The following is a 19,220-nucleotide window of genomic DNA, read 5'->3' on the forward strand; positions in this document are numbered from 1 at the left end:
GTCTCCCGCACCGGGAGGCCCTCCTTCGCCGTAGATGACACCCCCTTCCCTTCCGCGGGAAGACCGGATCAGAGCGGGAGCACGATCGCGGCGATCAGGCCGCCACTCTTCCGCGCGCGCAGGCGCACCTCTCCGCCGTGGGTCTTCGCGATGCTCTGCACGATCGCGAGGCCCAGCCCCGTGCCATCGGGGCCGGCGGAGGTGCGACTCGCATCGCCGCGGTAGAACGGCTCGGTGAGCAGCTCCACCGTCGCAGGGGTGATCGGAGCGCCCGTGTTCTCGACCTCGATGACGGCGCGTCCGCGCTCGCGTCGGCATCGCACCCACAGCTCTCCGCCCTGCGCGTTGTGCCGCACGCCGTTCTCGAGCAGGTTGCGCACGGCTCTCGCCAGCAGCACCGCATCTCCTTGCACCGTGAGGTCACGGAGCGTCGGATGCACCTCGATGCCCTGGGTGTCGAGGTCGTCGACCTGATCCTGGATGAGGGCGCTCAGCTCGACGGGCTCGATCTCGTCCAGGCCGGTGCGGGCACGCGCGAGGGCGAGCAGCGCCGTGATGAGACGTTCGCTCTGCTCGGTCGCCCGCAGCGCCCGCTGCATGTTGGCCTGCAGATCCGCCGGCACCGCGCCCTGTTCGAGAGGGATCTCAAGCGCGGTGCGCGTCGTGGTCAGCGGGGTGCGCAGTTCGTGCGAGGCGTTCGCCACGAAGCGGTCCTGGGCGGTGAACGCCGACTGCAGCCGGTCGAGCATCCCGTCGATCGTGTCGCCCAGCTCCTTGATCTCGTCGTCGGGCCCCGGCAGGTCGAGACGTCGGCCGAGGTCGCGTGCGGAGATGTCGCGCGCGGCGGCCGTGACCTCTCCGATGCGGTCGAGCGAACGGCGCGCGAGCCAGAACGCGATCGCGGCGGCCACTCCGGTGAAGGCCACGAGCACGACGACCGACCACAGCAGAAGCCCGTTGCCCACCTCGTCGGCGAGGAAGCTCGACTGCTGCAGCACCGCGCCTTCCACGGCATCGAGGCTCAGGGTCTGGGACGGCACCGCGAGCTGCGCGTCGATGGATCCGGCGAAGTACCCGCAACCGGTGCTGGCCTGACCCCAGACGACGCTGCTGCTGTCGGGGAGCGGAGTCACCTCGCTGACGTCGGATCCATCGGTCGCGCTCGACTCGCTGCCGACCTGCATGACCGCCGCCATCGGGAGGCAACTGGCCTCGGTGGTGGTGATGGCGGAGGAGAACAGCTGTTGCACCACCAGGTACTGCACGGTGAGCAGGGCGGCACCGGCCGCGATGAACACCGCGGTGATGATGATCACCAGCCGGGTGCGGAAGCTCATGCGTCTCATGCGGTCGTCCCCACTCGATAGCCGTGTCCCGCCGCGGAGTGGATCACCTCGGGCGAGCCGAGTTTGCGTCGCAGCGTGTGCACCACGATCTTGACCACACCGCGCGTGCGCTCCTGCGGTTCGTCCCACACCTCGTCGAGGAGGTCGTCCGCGCTGACGTAGCCGCCCTCCGCGGCGAGAAGGGTCTCGAGCACCCCGAACTCCTTGAGCGTGAGTCGGATCGGGCTGCCGTCGCGCTCCACGATGCGTCGAGCGCTGTCGAGGCGCACTCCGGCGAACTCCTGCACGGCACTCGTCCGCGCAGATCCGCCACGTCGTCCGAGCGCTCGGATGCGGGCCAGCAGCTCCACGTACGCGAACGGCTTGGCGAGGTAGTCGTCGGCGCCGAGGTCGAGGCCTTCGACACGGTCGTTCAGAGTCCCGGCGGCCGTGAGCATCAGGATGCGTGCGGGATACTCCTGCGCGACGAGCGTGCGGCACACCGCGTCGCCGCTCAGCACGGGCAGGTCACGGTCGAGCACGATCACGTCCACGTCGTTCGAGGCCGCGGAGGTCAGGGCTGCGGCTCCATCTCGGGCGACCTCCACCAGGTACCCCTCGCGGCGCAGGCCGTCGGCAAGCGTGTCGGCCAGGTCGGCCTCGTCTTCCACCAGCAGCAGTCGCATGGCACCTCCGTCATCCGAGGGTGCGTGTGCCGCGGTTAGTTTCCGGTTAGGCGCCGTCATACCCACAGCAAACCACCGCCTCCGTAGAACTGACTGCACGTCGCGGATGAGCTGCGACCGCGAGAAAGGGAACCTCATGTTCGATTCGAGAGCAGTCCGATCGTGGGCGGCGATCCCCGCTGTCTTCGCACTCTTCGCGCTCGCCGCGTGCAGCGCACCATCGGGAGACGACAAGGCGAAGGACGGGGCCAACGATGCGGCGGCCGCCCGCTTCGTCAGCTGCCTCACGGAGGAGGGGCAGACCGCGAAGATCGTCGAGGGCGGACAGGTGGGGATGCTGATGCCCGACGGTCCCGCGAGCGGCACCTCGACAGGCGGCATGATGTCGGTTGAAGCGGGCTCGGGCGACGGTGAGGACCTCGCCATGACGATGGTCTTCTCGGACGATGACGGTACGTGGCTCGCCTCGACCGCCGCTTCGGGCTATCCAGAGGAAGGCGGGCAGCGCGCCGCGTGGGAGACCTGTGAGGAGAAGGTGCCCGAGTTCACGCAACCGGAGCCCGATATGGCGGGCGAGGGCTCGCAGACGAAGATGATCTCACCGGAGGAGATCATGGAGTCAGGGCTCGCGTTCGCCTCCTGCGCCAGGAAGAACGGCTTCACCGATTTCGCCGACCCCGACACCGACGGCATGCTCACGCTGCCGAAGGGCATCACGGAGGACGAGGCGCGCACCCTTCTCGAAGCCTGCGCGGAGACCACGGGGGACATGCCCCCCATGTTCACGCAGGAGAGCATCGAGGCGGTCGACTTCGACTGGTTCGCGGTGATGAGCGAGTACTTCGACGGCATGTTCGCGGCGGCATCCACCCTTCCCTCCGGAGGCGACGAATGAGCCGCCGGCTGACCAAGGTGCTCGTCCCGGTCGGAGTGCTGCTGGTGGCGGCGGCCGTGACCGTGGCCGTGCTGCAGCCCTGGAGCTCGGTGGCCGAGTCGCCGGATGAGGAGAAGGCGCCGGTGACGGTCGAGGCCGAGCTCACAACGCTCACCTCCGATCTGCGCCTCAACGGGACCCTGAGCTATGGGGCATCGATCGCCCTGCCAGGACGCGCCGGGACGATCACCCGCCTGCCGGCGGCGGGGGAGCAGATCGGCGTCGGGCAGGCGATCTACGAGGTGGACGGAAAGCCGGTGATCGCGATGCGGGGAGACCGGCCGTTCTGGCGCGACCTGGGCCCGGGAGCGGAGAAGGGCCCGGATGTCAGGCAGCTGGAACAGGCTCTCGCCGATCTCGGCTTCGGGAGGAACATGACGATCGACGACGAGTTCACCGCGGTCACCGAGACCAACGTCAAGGCCTGGCAGAAGTCGCTCGGAGTGCCGCAGGACGGCATCGTGAAGCTGGGTGACGTCGTCGCGATCAGCGCCGCATCCGTGCGGGTGGAGTCGGTCACGGCGAAGCTGGGAGACCCGGCCGGGTCCAGTCCGCTCAGCTACACGAGCACGACGCTGCGCGTGGTCGCCAAGCTGACGGATGCGCAAGCCCGCGAGATCCTGCCCGCCACGAAGGTGACCGTGATCCTGCCGGACGGGACGGAGGCGCCGGCGACCGTGACCGCCGTCGATCCCGGCGGGCAGCCGACCGACAAGGAGGGCGAGACCACTCCGCCCACCGCAGACGTCGAGTTCGACGACCCCGCCGTCGCCGCGGGGATCGGTCTGCGCGCGGTCAAGGTCGTGTTCGCGACCTCGGAGGTGAAGGACGCGCTCGTCGTGCCGGTCACCGCCCTCGTCGCGACCACCGACGGCGGATATGCCGTCGACGTGCTGCGCAAGGGCGGCAAGACCGAGCGCGTCGCCGTGGACGTCGGGCTGATCGCCGACACCAAGGTGCAGATCACGGGCGGCGATCTCGCCGCCGGCGATGCCGTGGTGGTGGCGCGATGACACCCGACACGGTGGTCGAACTCGTCGATGTGATCAAGGAGTACCCGGGGAACCCGCCGCTGCGCGTGCTGCACGGCATGAGCCTGGCGATCGAGAGCGGTGAGCTGGTGGCCGTGGTCGGAGCCTCGGGGTCGGGCAAGAGCACCATGCTCTCGATCATGGGCACCCTCGACGACCCGACGAGCGGCACCGTGCTGATCGATGGGACGGACGCCGCCGCTCTGCCCGAACGCGAGCGTGCCGTGCTGCGCGCTCGCCGCATCGGCTTCGTGTTCCAGCAGTTCTTCCTCCTGCCCGCGCTGAGCGCGGTCGACAACGTCGCGCTCGGTCTGCTCTACTCCGGCGTGCCTGCAGCGGAGCGGGCGAGGCGTGCTGCGGCGGCCCTGGAGCGGGTGGGTCTCGGCGCCCGCATGAAGCACAGACCCGGTCAGCTGTCCGGTGGTGAGCAGCAGCGCGTGGCGATAGCCAGGGCGATCGTCGGCGATCCGTCGGTGCTGTTCGCTGATGAGCCGACCGGTGCGCTCGACTCGACCACGGGCGAGCGCATCCTCGAACTGCTCACCTCGATCGCCGATTCCGGCACGGCTGTCGTGATCATCACGCACGATCCGCACATCGCGGAGTGCACGCAGAGGCAGGTCGGCATCCACGACGGCCGGATCGTGAGCGACACCGGCTCGCGCCGGAAGGAAGAGGTCGCGGCATGAGGCGCAGAGGGGAGCGGATGCCGCGACTCAGTGTCGCGGACAGCATCCGCACGGCGCTCATCGGTCCCCGCAGTCGCAAGATGCGCACGGCGCTGTCGGCGCTCGGCGTGGCGGTGGGCATCGCGGCGCTCACCGCGATCACGGGCATCGCCGCGTCGAACCAGGCCCAGCTGCTGGCCGAACTCGACTCCCTCGGCGCGAACATGATCGTCGTGCAGCCGGGCTACGGTCCGGACAACAAGCCGGTCGCGCTGCCGGAGACGGCTGCCGGGATGATCGAGCGGGTGGACGGCGTGGAACGGATCGGGGTGCTCGAGAAGGTGCCGGACGACACGGGGGTGTACCGCAACGACCTCATGCCGAAGAGCCAGGGCAACGGACTGACCGCCTATGCGGCGAGTCCCGACTTCCTGTCGTCGGTGGAGGGATCCGTGGCGAAGGGCTCCTGGTTCGACGAGACGGATCGCTCGTTGCCGGTGACGGTGCTGGGCGCGGCGGCCGCTGCGCGGATGGGCATCACGGAGCCGGGCGTGCGGGTGTGGATCGGCGAGCAGTGGTACACCGTGATCGGGATCCTCGACGCGGCGGGCCTCGCCGAATCCATCGACGCGAGTGCGTTCCTCGGCGACCGGTGGGCGGCCGAGCACGTGGCGAAGAAGAGCGACGGCAGGATCGCTGCGATCTACGTGCGCATGGCCGACGGTGCGACGGGTGAGACGATCCGCGATGCCATCGCCCGCGCAGCGAACCCCTCGTCTCCGTATGTGCAGGTGAACGGGCTCGGCGACCTCGCCGGCGCGCGGGACACCGCGGATGACTCGTTGTCCGGCCTCGCGGTCGGACTCGCGGCGATCGCTCTGCTGGTCGGAGGGATCGGCATCGCGAACACCATGGTGGTGGCGGTGCTGGAGCGGCGCGGCGAGATCGGCCTTCGACGTGCGCTCGGCGCGCGTTCGGGGCAGATCGCGGGTCAGTTCGTGGCGGAGGCGATCGTGCTCGGCGGGCTGGGGGGCCTCGCCGGAGCTGCGGTCGGGGCGCTCGGGGTCGTGGTCTACGCCTCGATCCAGGGGCAGGCGGTGGCGATCCCCGCGGTCGTGCTGTTCGGTGGCCCGGTCGTGGCGCTGGTGGTCGGGGTGATCGCCGGACTCTATCCCGCGATCAGCGCTGCGCGCCTGTCGCCGACGGCCGCGCTCCGCACGGTCTGAGGCCCCGGGATCGAAGGACCGCCGAGCGCGGCGAAACGCCCCGGCCGGGGAGAAGTCCCCGGTCGGAGCGTTCCGTCTCGCTTGGCGTCGATCAGCTGACCTTCTTCCGGTAGGAGATGATCGCGAAGACGTAGGCGACCACGAGGATCCCGACGCACCAGGCGAGAGCGATCCAGATGTCGTTGCCGACGGGCTGCTGGGCGAACAGCGCCTGGATGGTGTTGACGATCGAGGTGACGGGCTGGTTGTCGGCGAACCACTGCACCGGTGCCGGCATGGTGTCGGTCGGCACGAACGCCGAACTGATGAACGGCAGGAAGATCAGCGGGTACGAGAAGGCACTCGCGCCGTCGACGGTCTTGGCGTTCAGGCCCGCGATGATCGCCAGCCACGTGAGTGCCAGCGTGAACAGCATCAGGATGCCGATCACTCCGAGCCAGGCCCAGACGCTCGCCCCGGTGCGGAAGCCCATGAGGAACCCGACGCCGAAGATGATCGCGAGGGTGATGGCATTCGCCGTGAGGGACGTGAGCACGTGGGCCCACAGCACGCTCGACCGGGCGATCGGCATGGAGTGGAACCGCTCGAAGATGCCGCTCTGCATGTCGGTGAACAGCCGGAACGCCGTGTAGGCGATGCCCGACGCGATCGCGATGAGCAGGATGCCCGGCAGCAGGTAGTTCACGTAGTTGTCGACGCCGGTGCTCTGCTGGAGGGCACCGCCGAAGACGTACACGAACAGGAGCATCAGCGCGATCGGGGTGACCGCCGTGGTGATGATCGTGTCGGGGCTGCGGAAGATGTGCCGCATGGAGCGGCCGGTGAGCGTCGCCGTGTCGGCGGCGAAGTGCGTGGTCATGCTGCCTTCTCCTTTCCTGTGGAAGGGCCGATGAGGGTGAGGAAGATCTCCTCGAGGGTGGGCTGCTTCTCGACGTACTCGACCTTCGCGGCCGGAAGCAGGCGCTTGAGTCCGGCGAGGGTGTCATTCGCGATGATGCGGCCCTCGTGGAGGATCGCGATGCGGTCGGCCAGCTGCTCCGCCTCATCGAGGTACTGCGTGGTGAGCAGCACGGTCGTGCCGGTGTTCGCGAGCTCCTTGACCACGCCCCACACCTCGATGCGGGCTTCGGGGTCGAGGCCGGTGGTGGGCTCGTCGAGGTAGATGACCTCGGGGTCGCCGACCAGGCTCATCGCGATGTCCAGCCGGCGACGCATGCCGCCCGAGTAGGTGCCGACCTTGCGCCCGCCCGCATCCGTCAGACGGAACGTGGCCAGGAGCTCGTCGGCGACCTTCCCCGCGTCGGGCAGATGCCGCAGCTTCGCGACCAGCACCAGGTTCTCGCGTCCGGTGAGGATCTCGTCGACGGCGGCGAACTGCCCGGTGAGGCTGATGCGCTCGCGCACTCCGACCGGGTCGGTGGCGACGTCCGCGCCCTGCACGGTCGCGGTGCCGGCATCCGCCTTCAGCAGGGTGGAGAGGATGCGCACCATGGTGGTCTTGCCCGCGCCGTTCGAGCCGAGGAGGGCGAAGATGCTGCCCTTCTCGACCTCGAAGTCGACGCCGCGCAGCACGTGCAGATCTTTGTACGACTTCTCGATGCCGCGCACCGAGATGGCGGAGTTCGTCATGATTCCTCCTTCTTCTTCGCGTCGTCGAACGCCTTGATGAGACGGGCGCGCTCCTTGTCGATCCACTGGCGACCGCCGTACGCCGCGGCGTAGTTCTCAGCGAACTCGACCGGGTCGTCGCCGACGATGGCGCTCACCGGGGTTCCGTCGAGTGCGGCACGCTCCCAGATGTCGGCGATGTCGAGGAACATCTTCACGATGGTGTCGCCGTCGGTGACGCCGCCGTAGTACATGTTGTAGCGCTGCTGGGCCTTCGCCATCTCGCGGTACGGCTCGGGCAGGGCGTTGATGCGGGCCTGAGCCTGCTTGTACTGCTTCTTCTCTTCGAGTGATCCGGTGATCGCTTCGATCCACTTCGCGGCCATGTCAGTTCTCCTTGTTCGTGGTGTCGCTGGTGTTCGTGGTGTGCAGTCGTTCGATGTGCGTGCGGAGGAAGCTCCAGGTGGTCCAGAACTCCTCCAACTCCTGGCGGCCCTGAGCATTGAGGGTGTACACCTTGCGGGGCGGGCCCTTCTCGCTCAGCACCTTCTCGACGTCGACGAGCTTCTTCTGCTCGATCCTGACCAGCAGGGCGTAGACGGTGCCCTCGGCGGTGTCGGTGAAGCCGTGCTCGCGCAGCCGTGTCGTGATCTCGTATCCGTAGGCCGGCTGCTCGGCGAGGAGGGCCAGCACGATGCCCTCCAGGGTGCCCTTGAGCATCTCGGTCATCTGCTTGCCCATCGGTCCCCTCCTCTCGTTCCTGTGTCTCTCGTTCGGTACTCAGTGTTGCTGGGTACCGGTACAAAGTAACACTGAGTACCGGTACTTAGCAACACCGAATACTGAGTGTTTTTTCTGCGCGCGACGCCGAGACCCATCGCGGGTGCCGAAACCCACGCCCGCATACGTCCGGAGCGGTGGGTCTCGGCGTCGGCAGTGGGTCTCGGTCGCGCAGAGAGCGAGGGAGAGGGAGAGGGAGGGAGGGGGGCTAGCTGCGGAGGTACGCCAGCACGGCGAGCACGCGGCGGTGGCCGCTGTCGCTGGAGGCGAGGCCGAGCTTGCCGAAGATGTTGCCGATGTGCTTGCTCACGGCGGTCTCCGTCACGAACAGCCGTTCGGCGATCGTGCCGTTGTCGAGACCCTCGGCCATCAGACCCAGCACCTCGCGCTCGCGCGGCGTGAGGGTCTGCACCGGATCGTCGGCGCGCCGCCGGCTCATCAGCTGCGAGATGACCTCCGGATCCATCACCGTGCCCCCGGCGGCCACGCGGTGCAGGGCGTCGACGAACGCGGCCACCTTGCCGACGCGCTCCTTGAGCAGGTAGCCGAGACCGTCGGCTCCGGCCGCCAGCAGCTCACCGGCATAGCGGTCCTCGACGTACGCCGACAACACCAGCACGGGGAATCCGGGGCGGCGGGCGCGAGCCTCGGCCGCCGCTTTCAGTCCCTCGCTCGTGAACGTCGGCGGCATCCGCACGTCGACCACTGCCGCGTCCGCCTCATCGAGCCGGTCGAGGAAATCGTCGGCGTTGTCGACGGCGGCGACCACATCGAACCCCTCGCTGCGCAGCAGCAGCGCCAGCCCCTCGCGCAGCAGGGTGTCGTCTTCGGCGATCACGATCCGCATGGCAACTCCGCTCTCAGGGTGGTGGGGCCTCCGGCCGGACTCGTCAGGTCCAGAGCGCCCTCGAAGGCTTCGATGCGGCGCCGGATGCCGGCAACACCGCCACCCGGCCTCTCGACCGCTCCACCCACGCCGTCGTCTTCGACAGTGATGACCAGAAGCTCGCCGTCGCGCTCGACCCGCACCGCGGCACGGGTCGCCTCGCTGTACTTGCTGACGTTCGTGAGCGCCTCCGCCACGACGAAGTAGCTGGCCGACTCGACCGCCGCCGGCACACGTCCGATCTCGTCCGTCTCGACCGTGCAGGGCACCACGCTGCGCCCGGCGAGCGAGGCCAGGGCACCCTCGAGCCCGAGCTCGTCGAGGATCGGCGGGTAGATGTCGTGCACCGTGCGGCGGAGCCCTGCGAGCGCATCGGTCGCGGCATCCTGCGCTCGCCGCAGCGGCTCGAGCACGTCGCCGCCGGTCTCCTGTGCGCGCTCCGCGATCCCGAGCATCATCACCACGTTGACCAGACGGTTCTGCGCACCATCGTGCAGATCGCGTTCGATCCGGCGCAGCTCGGCCGCGTGGGCGTCGAGCGCGGCAGCACGGCTGTGGGTCAGGGCGTCGACACGGGCCGCGAGGCGCGACTTCTCCGGCGTCGCGAGCAGCTTCGCCGACACGAACGACACCAGACGGGCGACGGCGGGGATCAGGAAGGCCGAGAGGAGCGCATACGCCACCGCGAGCAGCGGCATCGTGGCCGCGAGCTCCCAGGATGTGACGGGGTAGACCGAGCCGACCGGGTCGTCGGCGGGGGCGAACTGCCAGTAGTAGGTGATGGCGAGGGTGTTGACCGCGGCGACGGGGAGCGAGATCGTCAGAAGAGAGACGAACAGCACGGGAATCCCCTGCACCGCCAGCCACAGGGCGTCGCGCCCGGTGGCACGCGAGAAGGCGAAGCGCAGGCGGGCATCGATGGTCGACGACGGCGGGAGCACCTGGCCGATCGGCGTCAGCTCCTCGCCCCGGTACGCTCCGACCCGGCGGCGGCTCACATCGGTCCACCGATGCAGGCCCTGCACAGCCTCGGGCAGGATCAGCACGCCGCCCGTGAGGATCATGAAGGGGAGCAGCACGATGCCCAGGCAGAGGAACACCACGGATGCGATCGAGACCGCGGCCTCGACGGCCAGGTATCCCCACGCGCGCAGCCAGCGACGCATCCATCGGTCCTTCACTCTCACAGTCTGCCCGAGCAGTCGCAGCCGCACGGTATAGCCAGCCCCACCATCGATGCGGCAGCGGACGGGATGGGATGCCGCGACGGGCGTCCCTAGCGTCGAACCATGACCTTCACACCACTCGCCCCCGCCGTCGACGCACGGCCCTCCGAAGCGTTGCGGCTGCAGTCCGTCGTCAAGACCTACGGTTCCGGCGCCAACCGCGTCACCGCACTTCGGGGCATCGATCTCGCCATCGCGAAGGGCACCTTCACCGCGATCATGGGCCCATCCGGCTCGGGCAAGAGCACCCTGCTGCACAGCGCTGCGGGACTCGACCGGCCGAGCAGCGGCACCGTGCACCTCGGCGGGACCGAGATCTCGGGGCTGAAGACCCGCCAGCTCACGGCCTTCCGTCGTGATCACGTGGGATTCGTCTTCCAGGCGTACAACCTGCTGCCGGCTCTGAACGTCGAGGACAACATCACGCTGCCGCTGCGGCTCGGCGGCCGTCGTCTCGAGGCGCAGTGGCTCGACTTCCTGCTCCACGCCGTGGGTCTCACCGAATTCCGGCGCCGCCGCCCGTCCGAGCTCTCCGGCGGTCAGCAGCAGCGGGTGGCGATCGCACGCGCGCTCATCACCCGGCCCCACGTGGTGTTCGGCGACGAGCCGACCGGCGCCCTCGACTCCCGTTCGGGCAAGCAGGTGCTCGATCTGCTCGCGCACACGGCGCGAGAGCTGAACCAGACGGTCGTGGTCGTGACGCACGATCCGGTGGTCGCCTCGCACGCCGATCGGGTCATCTTCCTCGCAGACGGGGCCTTCGCGGGATACCTCGACGGTGCAGACCCTGCGCAGATCAACGATCGCATGAGCGCGTTGGGGGAGTGGTGATGTCGGGGTCGCTGGGCCTGGGCCGGCTCGTCGGTGCCGATCTTCGCCACCACCGCGGAAGCTTCGTCGGCGTAGCCGTCGCGGTGTTCGTCGCGAGCGCACTGGTGACCGGCCTCGGCGTGCTCGTCGAATCCGGCATGCGCGGAGGGCTGGCGCCCGAGCGCTACTCCGCGGTCGACGTCGTGGTCGGTGCGCCACAGCAGGTGGAGGTGCCGGAGGACCTGCCTGTTCCGCTGCGGGAGCGCGCGCCGCTGCCGGTCGACGCGGTGCGCGACATCGCCGCCCTTCCGGGAGTCGACCGCGTCGTCGCCGACGTCACGGTTCCGCTCGTCCTGCAGGGAGCGGATGCGGCCGGTGCCGTCGTGGTCGAGGCACACCCCTGGCCCGCCACCGCGCTGACCGGCTTCGAGCTGCAAGAGGGGCAGGAACCCGCGGCGGCGGATGAGGTCGTCGTCACCGCCGGCAGCGGTCGTGCCGTGGGCGATACGGTCGTCCTGGCCCACGGCGGCGTGCCGTCGGAGTACCGCGTCGTCGGCGAGGTCGCCGCTCCGGTCGCACCCGAACGCGGCGCACATGTCTTCCTGAGCGAGCGTCGCATCGACCAGCTCGACCCGCACAGGGGTGCCCCGCAGGCGCTCGGCGTGTTCGTCTCCGGGGCGGATCCCGAGCAGGCGGCGACCGCGATCCGCGAGACCTACCCCGGCCTGGTGGCCCGCACGGGTGACGGCCGCGGCGACGTGGAGTTCCTCGACTCGGGTGCGGCGCGGTCCACGCTCGTGGCCATCGGCAGCGCGTTCGTCGGCACCTGCATCCTCGTGGCGATGTTCATCGTGGCAGGCACGCTGTCGCTGTCGGTGCAGTCGCGTCGTCGTGACTATGCCCTGCTGCGCGCCGTCGGTGCGAGCCCCTCCCAGGTGCACGCGCTCGTCGCCCGAGAGGTGCTGTGGGTGTCGGCGGTCGCCGTGCTGCTCGGCATCGCGCCGGGATACCTGCTGTCGACCGTGCTGCAGTCGGCCTTCGTCGCCGGGGGTGTGATCCCGGGCGACTTCGCCCTGGCCTTCAGTCCGCTTCCCGCGGCCGGAGCGGTGCTGCTCGTGCTCGCCTCCGCCTGGGGTGCCGCGCGCATCGCCGCCGCCCGGGTCGCGAAGCTCGACCCGGTCGAGGCGCTGCGGGAGTCGGCGACGGGTGCGCCCGCCATCGGGCTGCCGCGAATCATCACGGGCATCGTGCTCGCCGCCGCGGGTATCTCGGTCTCGACCGTGCCGCTCGTGGTGCGCGGACAGATCGCGGCCGGTGCGGCGGCCGGCGCAGCCATGCTGCTGATCATCGCGTTGGCGGTACTCGGCCCGTGGCTGGTATCGCTGAGCGTCCGCCTGATCGGAACGATGCTACGTCGCCTCTCATCCGCCGGCTTCCTCGCTTCGGCGAACGCCACGGCGAACAGCAGGCGCCTCGCCTCGGCGATCCTGCCGATCGCCCTCGGCATCGGCCTGGGACTCGTGCAGATCGGGGCGCCGTCGATCATCGCGGCCGAGGCGGCGACGCAGGCCAGTGCCGGCGTCATCGCCGACCTGCGCGTGACGGCCCCGGCGGGCCTCTCGCCCGACATGATCGACACCATCCGCGAGACACCAGGGGTGACCGAGGTCTCGGGGGTCGCCCTCAGCGCGGCGGTGGTGGACTCCTTCGATCTCGAAGGCAAGCTCCAACGAGACGAGCACGTGCTGCAGGGCATCGATCCGACGAACATCGCCAACAGCCTCGATCTGCGGGTGCGGGAGGGGGCGCTCGCGCAGCTCGACGGCACCACTGCTGTCGCGGTGAGCACGGATGCCGCGCAGGCGCTGGGTCTGGACCTCGGCGGAACGGTCGTCGGGTACCTGGGCGACGGTTCGCCCTTCGAGGCCGCGGTCGTCGCGGTGTACGAGCGGGGCCTCGGCTTCGGCGACCTCACCATGGCCGCCGATGCGGTCAGGGCCCACACCACGTCAGGCCTCGATGCCTTCGCGCTCGTGACGGTCGACGCGGGCACGACGGATGAGGTCCGTGCAGCGTTGGGTGCGAGCGGTCTGCTCGCGAGCGAAGGCTCGGGGCAGGAGGCTGCGGGAGCGGGAGCGCAATCCCAGCAGGGGTGGGTCAACCTCATCGCCCTGCTGGTGATCCTCGGCTACATCGCGATCGCCGTGGTGAACACGCTCGTGATGGCGACGGGAGAGCGCTCGCGCGAGCTGGCTCTGCTGCAGCTGATCGGATCCTCGCGTGGGCAGGTGCGCGCGATGATGCGGATCGAGGCCGTGCTGGTCGCGGTGATCGCGATGGTGTTCGGTGTCGTGGTCGCGATCCCTCCGCTCATCGGCGTGAGCATGGGCATCTCGGGGCAGCCGCTGCCCGTGCTGCCGGTGCTGGGGTCGCTCACGATCATCGGTGCGATGGGTGCCCTCGCCCTGGTGGCGATGTGGATCGGGACCGCTGCGACCATGCGCACGCGTCCGATCGACGAGATCGGCTCGCGCCAGTAGGCGGAGTCGGAAGGGGCGTACCGGTGTCGCCGGTGCGCCCCTTTCCTCGTGGGGTGAAAAGGCGGGGTGAAAAACCTGCATTCGCCGGGAACGGAGCTCGCGCCCACGCCAGGCTGGCGGTGGCCCGAACCGAGTTCACCATGCCCGAATGGTGCTCGGCGGTCGCCTGAGGGGGCGGGGGCTTCCGTGCGCGAACGCGCAGCGGCGAAGCGATGAATGGGGAGACAGTCATGGGATTCCGTGTTGCCCGCAAGGACCACACATCCGATGGCCTTCCGTCCGAGCGGCTCAGCCGCTGGCGGGGCCGCGCGAAGAAGCTGATCGGGGGCGCCGTCAGCACGGCGCTCGTCGCCTCGTCGATGGTCTTCATCGGCGGAACCCTGACCGCCGCTCCTGCGGCCGCTGCCGACCCGTTCCTCTGCACGCCCGGAGCGGTGTACGTCCAGAGCGCCACCGAGGTGCGCGAGTTCGTCGTGAACGAGCAGGGCACGCCCGGCAACGGCGGAACGCTCGGAGCCAGCACGCTCGGTGTCGACCACTCCAACAACGCCCTCGGCATCTCCTCGAACGGTCGCTACGCGTACACCGTCACCAACGCCGCCGGCACCAAGACGCTCGCCAAGCACGATCGCGTGACCGACACCACGACCCGCACGACGTTCTCGCTGAACTCGTCCGTGCTGCGCGGTGCCGTGCACCCCGTCACCGGCGTCTACTACTTCGCCAGCGGCACGACGAACGGCGCCATCAACCTCTACGCCTGGGAAGAGAACGTCACGCCGCAGACCTTCGTTCAGGTGGGAACGCTTCGCCCGACCGCGGGCAGCAGCGCCTTCGGCGCGAACGGCGACATGGCGTTCAGCGCCTCGGGTCAGCTCGTGCTCGTGGCCGACAACTTCATCTACTCCTCCGACCTGCCCACCTCGCTCACCCCGAGCACCGCCACGATCGACGCCAAGCAGGTGCACGACATGGGCGCCGGCGTCCAGGGCAACGGCATCGCGTTCGGAAACCTCGGCCACATCTTCGTCTCGGTCTCGGGTGGCGGAAACCGCATCATCGAGGTCGACCTGCCGCGTGGCGAGACGGTCAACACGACGTCGCTCGGAACCTTCCAGCCCACCGACATGGCGAGCTGCACGTTCCCGAACACGCTCACGCTGAAGAAGGACCTCCCGGAGGGGCGTCACCTGGCCACGGATCAGTTCGCCCTGCGCGTGCAGTCGCCCGCCGGGTACCAGGTCCCCCAGACCGACGCCGTCACGCGCGGTGAGCGCACCGGACTGCAGCCCGATTACGCGGGCCCCGTGTTCACCAACCAGGGCGACGTGTTCCGACTGAGCGAGGCGGCATCCGGCACGACGGATCGCACGAGATACGCCGAATCCCTCGACTGCGTGCAGGTCAATTCCGACGGCTCGACGGTGCCGGTCGCCGTGACGGCCGACGGTCAGGTGACTCAGCCCGCCGGATCGCTCGGCACCGACGTCACCTGCACGTTCACCAACGTGCGCCTCGCTCCGGATCTGGCACTGCGCAAGACCTCCGACCCCGCCCCGGGGGCGGCCGTGCATGCCGGACAGCGCATCACCTACACGGTCGAGGCGGAGAACACCGGCAACACGCGTCTCGACCCCGTGCAGGTGGCCGACGACCTCTCCGGTGTGTTCACCTCCGCGACGTACCAGGGTGACGTCGCCACGAAGATCGACGGAACGACCGTCACCTCCGGCGCCGCGACCGTCACCGGCGACGACCTCGCCTGGACCGGTGTGCTCGAGCCCGGCCAGGTGGTCACCATCACCTATTCGGTGATCGTCGACGAGGGCGCAGAGGGGGAGCGGATCGCCAACAGCGTCACCGCCTCCGGCACCCCGCCGGGCACCCTTCCTCCGCCCACTCCGCCGACCGTCACGACCGAGCACCCCGTGGCGGGATACACGGTGGTCAAGACCGCCGACCCGGCACCGGGCACCGTCGTGGAGCCCGGGCAGGTCATCACGTACACGGTCACCGGGACCAACACCGGCGCCACCGTGCTGAACCCGGCATCGATCGCCGACGACCTGTCGGGTGTGCTGGCTCACGCCACCTACAACTCCGACATCGCGACCACTGTCGGCGGAACCCCCGTGACCTCCGGGGCGGCGACCATCAACGGAAACGCCCTCTCGTGGACCGGCGCGCTGCAGCCGGGACAGGCCGTGACCATCACCTACTCCGTGACGGTCGGGCCGGAGACATCCGGCAAGATCCTGAAGAACACCGTCAGCGGCACGGCCACGCCGACCACCCCGAAGCCCGGTGATCCCGAGGGACCGGAGGTGCCGGGCGAGCCGATCGTCCCGCCGACGACGACGACCGAGCATCCGGTCGTCGGCTCCGGCTTCACCATCAGCAAGTCCGCCGACCCCGCATCGGGCACGGCCGTGTCCGCCGGCGACACCATCACGTACACCATCACCGGCACCAACACGGGTGACACCGACCTCGACCCGGCGAAGATCGTCGACGACCTGTCCGGTGTGCTCGACAGTGCCGCCTACAACGACGACGTCACCGCCGACCGCGGCTCCGTCGCCGTGTCCGGCACCACGCTCACCTGGACCGGTGATGTCCCGCGCGGCCAGTCCGTCGTCATCCGCTACACCGTGACGGTCGACGCCGATGTCCAGAAGGCGCTGCTGCACAACACCGCCACCGGCACGGCCACGCCGCGCATCCCGGTCGACCCGAGCGACCCCGACGGTCCCACGACCCCGGGCACGCCGATCGTCCCTCCCGCCGTGGAGACGAACCACCCGGTGGTGGACACCGGCTTCGAGGTGACGAAGTCCGCCGATCCCGCCTCCGGCACTGCCGTGCGCGCGGGTGACACCATCACCTACACGATCTCCGGCGTCAACACGGGCAACACCGCCCTCGACCCTGCGACGATCGTCGACGACCTGTCCGCTGTGCTGGCGCATGCACAGTACGGCGGCGACGCGACGGCCTCGACCGGGACGCTCGACGTCGTCGGCACGACGCTCACCTGGACAGGCGCGCTGGCTCCGGGTGCACGTGTGGACATCACCTACACCGTCACGGTGGACCAGGACGCGACGGGTGTGCTGCTGCGCAACACCGTCACGGGTGAGGGGACCCCTCTCATCCCGACCGACCCGACCGACCCCGAGAGTCCGACCACGCCGGGCACGCCGGTGACGCCGCCGCCCTCCACCACGGAGCACCCGGTCGCGACCCCCGGTTTCACGGTGTCGAAGTCGGCCGACCCGGCCACGGGCACGCGTGTCGATCCCGGCAGCGTGATCACCTACACCGTCACGGGCACGAACACGGGCGACACCGTGCTCGATCCGGTCTCGATCGCCGATGACCTGCGCCCCGCGCTGGCTCACGCGGCCTACAACGACGACGTCTCGGCCACCCGTGGCGACGCCAGCGTGGCCGACGGAGCACTGTCCTGGAGCGGCACGCTGCGCCCAGGACAGAACGTGGTCATCACCTACTCGGTGACGGTCGACGCGAACGCGGGTGGCGAGACGATCGCCAACACCGTGACCGGCACGGCGACGCCGCTGATCCCCACGGATCCGAGCGACCCGGAGAGCCCGACGACCCCTGGCACGCCGATCACGCCCCCGCCGGCGACCACCGAGCACCCGGTCAACCAGCCCGGGTTCACGTTCGCCAAGACGGCCGACCCCGTCGCGGGAACGGCCGTGGATCCCGGCGACGTGATCACCTACACGCTGACCGGCGTGAACACCGGTGAGACGGTGCTCGACCCGGTCGCGATCGCGGACGACCTCTCCAAGGTGCTGCCCTACGCGTCGTACAACGAGGATGCCGCCGCGGTCGTCGCCGGAGCGCCGGCGGGAGCAGTGGTGTTCGACGCCGCGAAGCTCAGCTGGTCGGGCGCCCTCGCGGTCGGTCAGACGGTCACCGTCACCTACTCCGTGACCGTGAAGGCCGAAGGCGTCGGCTCCGTGATCGAGAACAGTGCGACGGCGACGGCGACCCCGCCGGGAGGCGAGGAGATCACCCCGCCGCCCGGCACCACGACGAACGCCGTGAACGTGCCCGGATTCTCGGTGTCGAAGAGCGCCGACCCGGCAGCGGGCACGGCGGTCGACCCCGGCAGCGTCATCACGTACACCGTGACGGGCGTGAACACCGGCGAGACCGTGCTCGACCCCGTCGCCATCACCGACGATCTCTCCGGAGTGCTCGCGCACGCCGTCTACAACGGCGATGCGACGGCCAGGATCGGGAACACGGAGACGACGGCACCCGGCGTCACCGGTGAGCGTCTGTCCTGGACGGGCGCGCTCCAGATCGGCGAGACCGTCACGCTCACCTACTCGGTGACGGTGAAGGCTGACGCCGGCGGCACCATCCTCGAGAACTCGGCCTCCGGCTCGGCGACCCCGCCGGGCGGCGTGCCGCCGATCGAGACGCCTCCGGCGACCACGGAGCACCCGGTCAACGAGCCCGGCTTCGAGCTGCGCAAGTCGGCCGATCCCGCCACGGGCACCAGAGTCGACCCCGGCAGCGTCATCACCTACACGGTGACCGGCGTGAACACCGGTGAGACGGCGCTGGATCCTGTGCGCATCAGCGACGACCTGTCCGGCGTGCTCGACCACGCCGCCTACAACGGCGACGCGACGGCGACCGTGATCGATGGGTCTGCACCCGCTCCTGTCGTGAACGGTGACGAGCTCACCTGGACGGGTGCGCTCGCCATCGGACAGCGCGTCACGATCACCTACTCGGTGACCGTGAACGGCGACGCGGGCGGTGCGACGATCGCGAACAAAGTCGCTGGCACCGCCACCCCGCCCGGCGGTGGCGAGCTCACGCCTCCGCCCGTGACCACCGAGAACCCGGTCGGCACCCCCGGCTTCGCGTTCCTCAAGACCGCGAACCCGGGATCGGGCACGGCGGTCGCTACGGGAAGCACCGTCACGTACACGCTCGTCGGCACCAACACGGGTGAGACAGGGCTGGACGAGGTCGTCATCACGGACGACCTCTCCGGAGTCCTGTCGCACGCCGATCTGAAGCCCGGCGCGACCGCGGTCGTCGGCGAGCGGACGGTGGCGGCACCCGTGGTCGACGGCACGCAGCTGCGCTGGACGGGCAGCCTCGCCGAGGGCGAGAGCGTCACGATCACGTACTCCGTGACCGTGCATGCGAACGCGGCGGGTGCGACTCTCCGCAACGCGGCCGTGGGGACGGCGACCCCTCCCGGCGGTGGGACGCTCACGCCGCCGCCCAGCACGACGGAGAACCCGGTGCTGACGCCGCTCGCGCTCACCGGTGGAATGCTCGCGCCCTGGGTGCTGGGGCTCGCGATCGCTCTGCTGCTCGGCGGTGCCGTGCTGCTGATCCTGCGTCGACGCCGCTCCCAGGCCTGACGGTCATGAAGAAGGCCCCGCTCGTCGAACTCGACGGGCGGGGCCTTCCGTGTCTTCACCGGAAAGAGGCGCGC

General features: G+C 69.7%; 15 protein-coding genes. 7 read left to right on the forward strand and 8 right to left on the reverse strand.

Annotated features, from left to right (window positions below; genetic code table 11):
- Positions 1-68: 68 nt before the first annotated feature.
- Together AB4070_RS12885 and AB4070_RS12890 are read right to left on the reverse strand one after the other, a co-directional pair.
- Positions 69-1,337 carry a sensor histidine kinase gene (locus AB4070_RS12885; RefSeq protein ID WP_441980428.1) on the reverse strand — a complete coding sequence of 423 codons (1,269 nt, stop codon included), beginning with the start codon at positions 1,335-1,337 and terminating at the stop codon, positions 69-71.
- A 5-nt stretch (positions 1,338-1,342) separates the two neighbouring features.
- On the reverse strand, positions 1,343-2,011 hold the full coding sequence (locus AB4070_RS12890) for a response regulator transcription factor (protein WP_113680817.1): 669 nt from the start codon (positions 2,009-2,011) through the stop codon (positions 1,343-1,345).
- A 136-nt stretch (positions 2,012-2,147) separates the two neighbouring features.
- Between AB4070_RS12890 and AB4070_RS12895 the strand changes: the two genes are divergently transcribed.
- Genes AB4070_RS12895 through AB4070_RS12910 form a run of 4 tightly spaced genes read left to right on the forward strand, consistent with a single transcriptional unit; the run spans position 2,148 to position 5,870 of the window.
- The gene (locus AB4070_RS12895) at positions 2,148-2,906 is read left to right on the forward strand and encodes a hypothetical protein (protein WP_441980429.1); all 759 of its coding nucleotides are present in this window, start codon (positions 2,148-2,150) and stop codon (positions 2,904-2,906) included.
- Positions 2,903-3,958 carry a peptidoglycan-binding protein gene (locus tag AB4070_RS12900; protein WP_441980430.1) on the forward strand — a complete coding sequence of 352 codons (1,056 nt, stop codon included), beginning with the start codon at positions 2,903-2,905 and terminating at the stop codon, positions 3,956-3,958. The genes AB4070_RS12895 and AB4070_RS12900 overlap by 4 nt, the downstream gene beginning before the upstream one ends.
- On the forward strand, positions 3,955-4,665 hold the full coding sequence (locus tag AB4070_RS12905; RefSeq protein WP_441980431.1) for an ABC transporter ATP-binding protein: 711 nt from the start codon (positions 3,955-3,957) through the stop codon (positions 4,663-4,665). Before AB4070_RS12900 ends, AB4070_RS12905 begins: the two co-directional genes overlap by 4 nt.
- Positions 4,666-4,682: 17 nt before the next feature.
- Positions 4,683-5,870, forward strand: a complete 1,188-nt coding sequence (locus AB4070_RS12910; protein WP_441980432.1) for an ABC transporter permease — start codon at positions 4,683-4,685, stop codon at positions 5,868-5,870.
- A gap of 91 nt (positions 5,871-5,961) precedes the next feature.
- On the opposite strand, the gene AB4070_RS12915 is transcribed toward AB4070_RS12910, so the two are convergent.
- The 6 genes from AB4070_RS12915 to AB4070_RS12940 form a co-directional block, all read right to left on the reverse strand.
- Positions 5,962-6,729, reverse strand: coding sequence for an ABC transporter permease (locus AB4070_RS12915; protein WP_441980433.1), 768 nt, complete (start codon positions 6,727-6,729; stop codon positions 5,962-5,964).
- Entirely contained in the window at positions 6,726-7,499 is a 774-nt protein-coding gene (locus AB4070_RS12920; protein WP_441980434.1) for an ABC transporter ATP-binding protein, read from the reverse strand. The genes AB4070_RS12915 and AB4070_RS12920 overlap by 4 nt, the downstream gene beginning before the upstream one ends.
- Positions 7,496-7,864: a DUF1048 domain-containing protein gene (locus tag AB4070_RS12925; protein ID WP_017203035.1), complete on the reverse strand. Its 369-nt coding sequence runs from the start codon at positions 7,862-7,864 to the stop codon at positions 7,496-7,498. Before AB4070_RS12925 ends, AB4070_RS12920 begins: the two co-directional genes overlap by 4 nt.
- 1 nt (position 7,865) lies before the next feature.
- A complete protein-coding gene (locus AB4070_RS12930) occupies positions 7,866-8,219 on the reverse strand; it encodes a PadR family transcriptional regulator (RefSeq protein WP_441980435.1) in 354 nt (117 codons plus the stop codon).
- Positions 8,220-8,466: 247 nt separating this feature from the next.
- On the reverse strand, positions 8,467-9,105 hold the full coding sequence (locus AB4070_RS12935) for a response regulator (RefSeq protein ID WP_441980436.1): 639 nt from the start codon (positions 9,103-9,105) through the stop codon (positions 8,467-8,469).
- Complete coding sequence (locus AB4070_RS12940; protein WP_441980437.1) at positions 9,093-10,325, reverse strand: sensor histidine kinase; 1,233 nt, start codon at positions 10,323-10,325, stop codon at positions 9,093-9,095. The genes AB4070_RS12935 and AB4070_RS12940 overlap by 13 nt, the downstream gene beginning before the upstream one ends.
- 108 nt (positions 10,326-10,433) lie before the next feature.
- Between AB4070_RS12940 and AB4070_RS12945 the strand changes: the two genes are divergently transcribed.
- The 3 genes from AB4070_RS12945 (at position 10,434) to AB4070_RS12955 (ending at position 19,146) form a co-directional block, all read left to right on the forward strand.
- Complete coding sequence (locus AB4070_RS12945; RefSeq protein ID WP_441980438.1) at positions 10,434-11,201, forward strand: ABC transporter ATP-binding protein; 768 nt, start codon at positions 10,434-10,436, stop codon at positions 11,199-11,201.
- Positions 11,201-13,720 (forward strand): FtsX-like permease family protein, encoded by a 2,520-nt coding sequence (locus tag AB4070_RS12950; protein WP_441980439.1) that lies wholly within the window; start codon positions 11,201-11,203, stop codon positions 13,718-13,720. The genes AB4070_RS12945 and AB4070_RS12950 overlap by 1 nt, the downstream gene beginning before the upstream one ends.
- 230 nt (positions 13,721-13,950) lie before the next feature.
- Positions 13,951-19,146 carry a beta strand repeat-containing protein gene (locus AB4070_RS12955; protein ID WP_441980440.1) on the forward strand — a complete coding sequence of 1,732 codons (5,196 nt, stop codon included), beginning with the start codon at positions 13,951-13,953 and terminating at the stop codon, positions 19,144-19,146.
- The last annotated feature ends 74 nt before the right edge of the window (positions 19,147-19,220 follow it).

The organism is Microbacterium sp. 2RAF4, assembly GCF_052115285.1.
Taxonomy (GTDB): Bacteria; Actinomycetota; Actinomycetes; order Actinomycetales; family Microbacteriaceae; genus Microbacterium; species Microbacterium oxydans.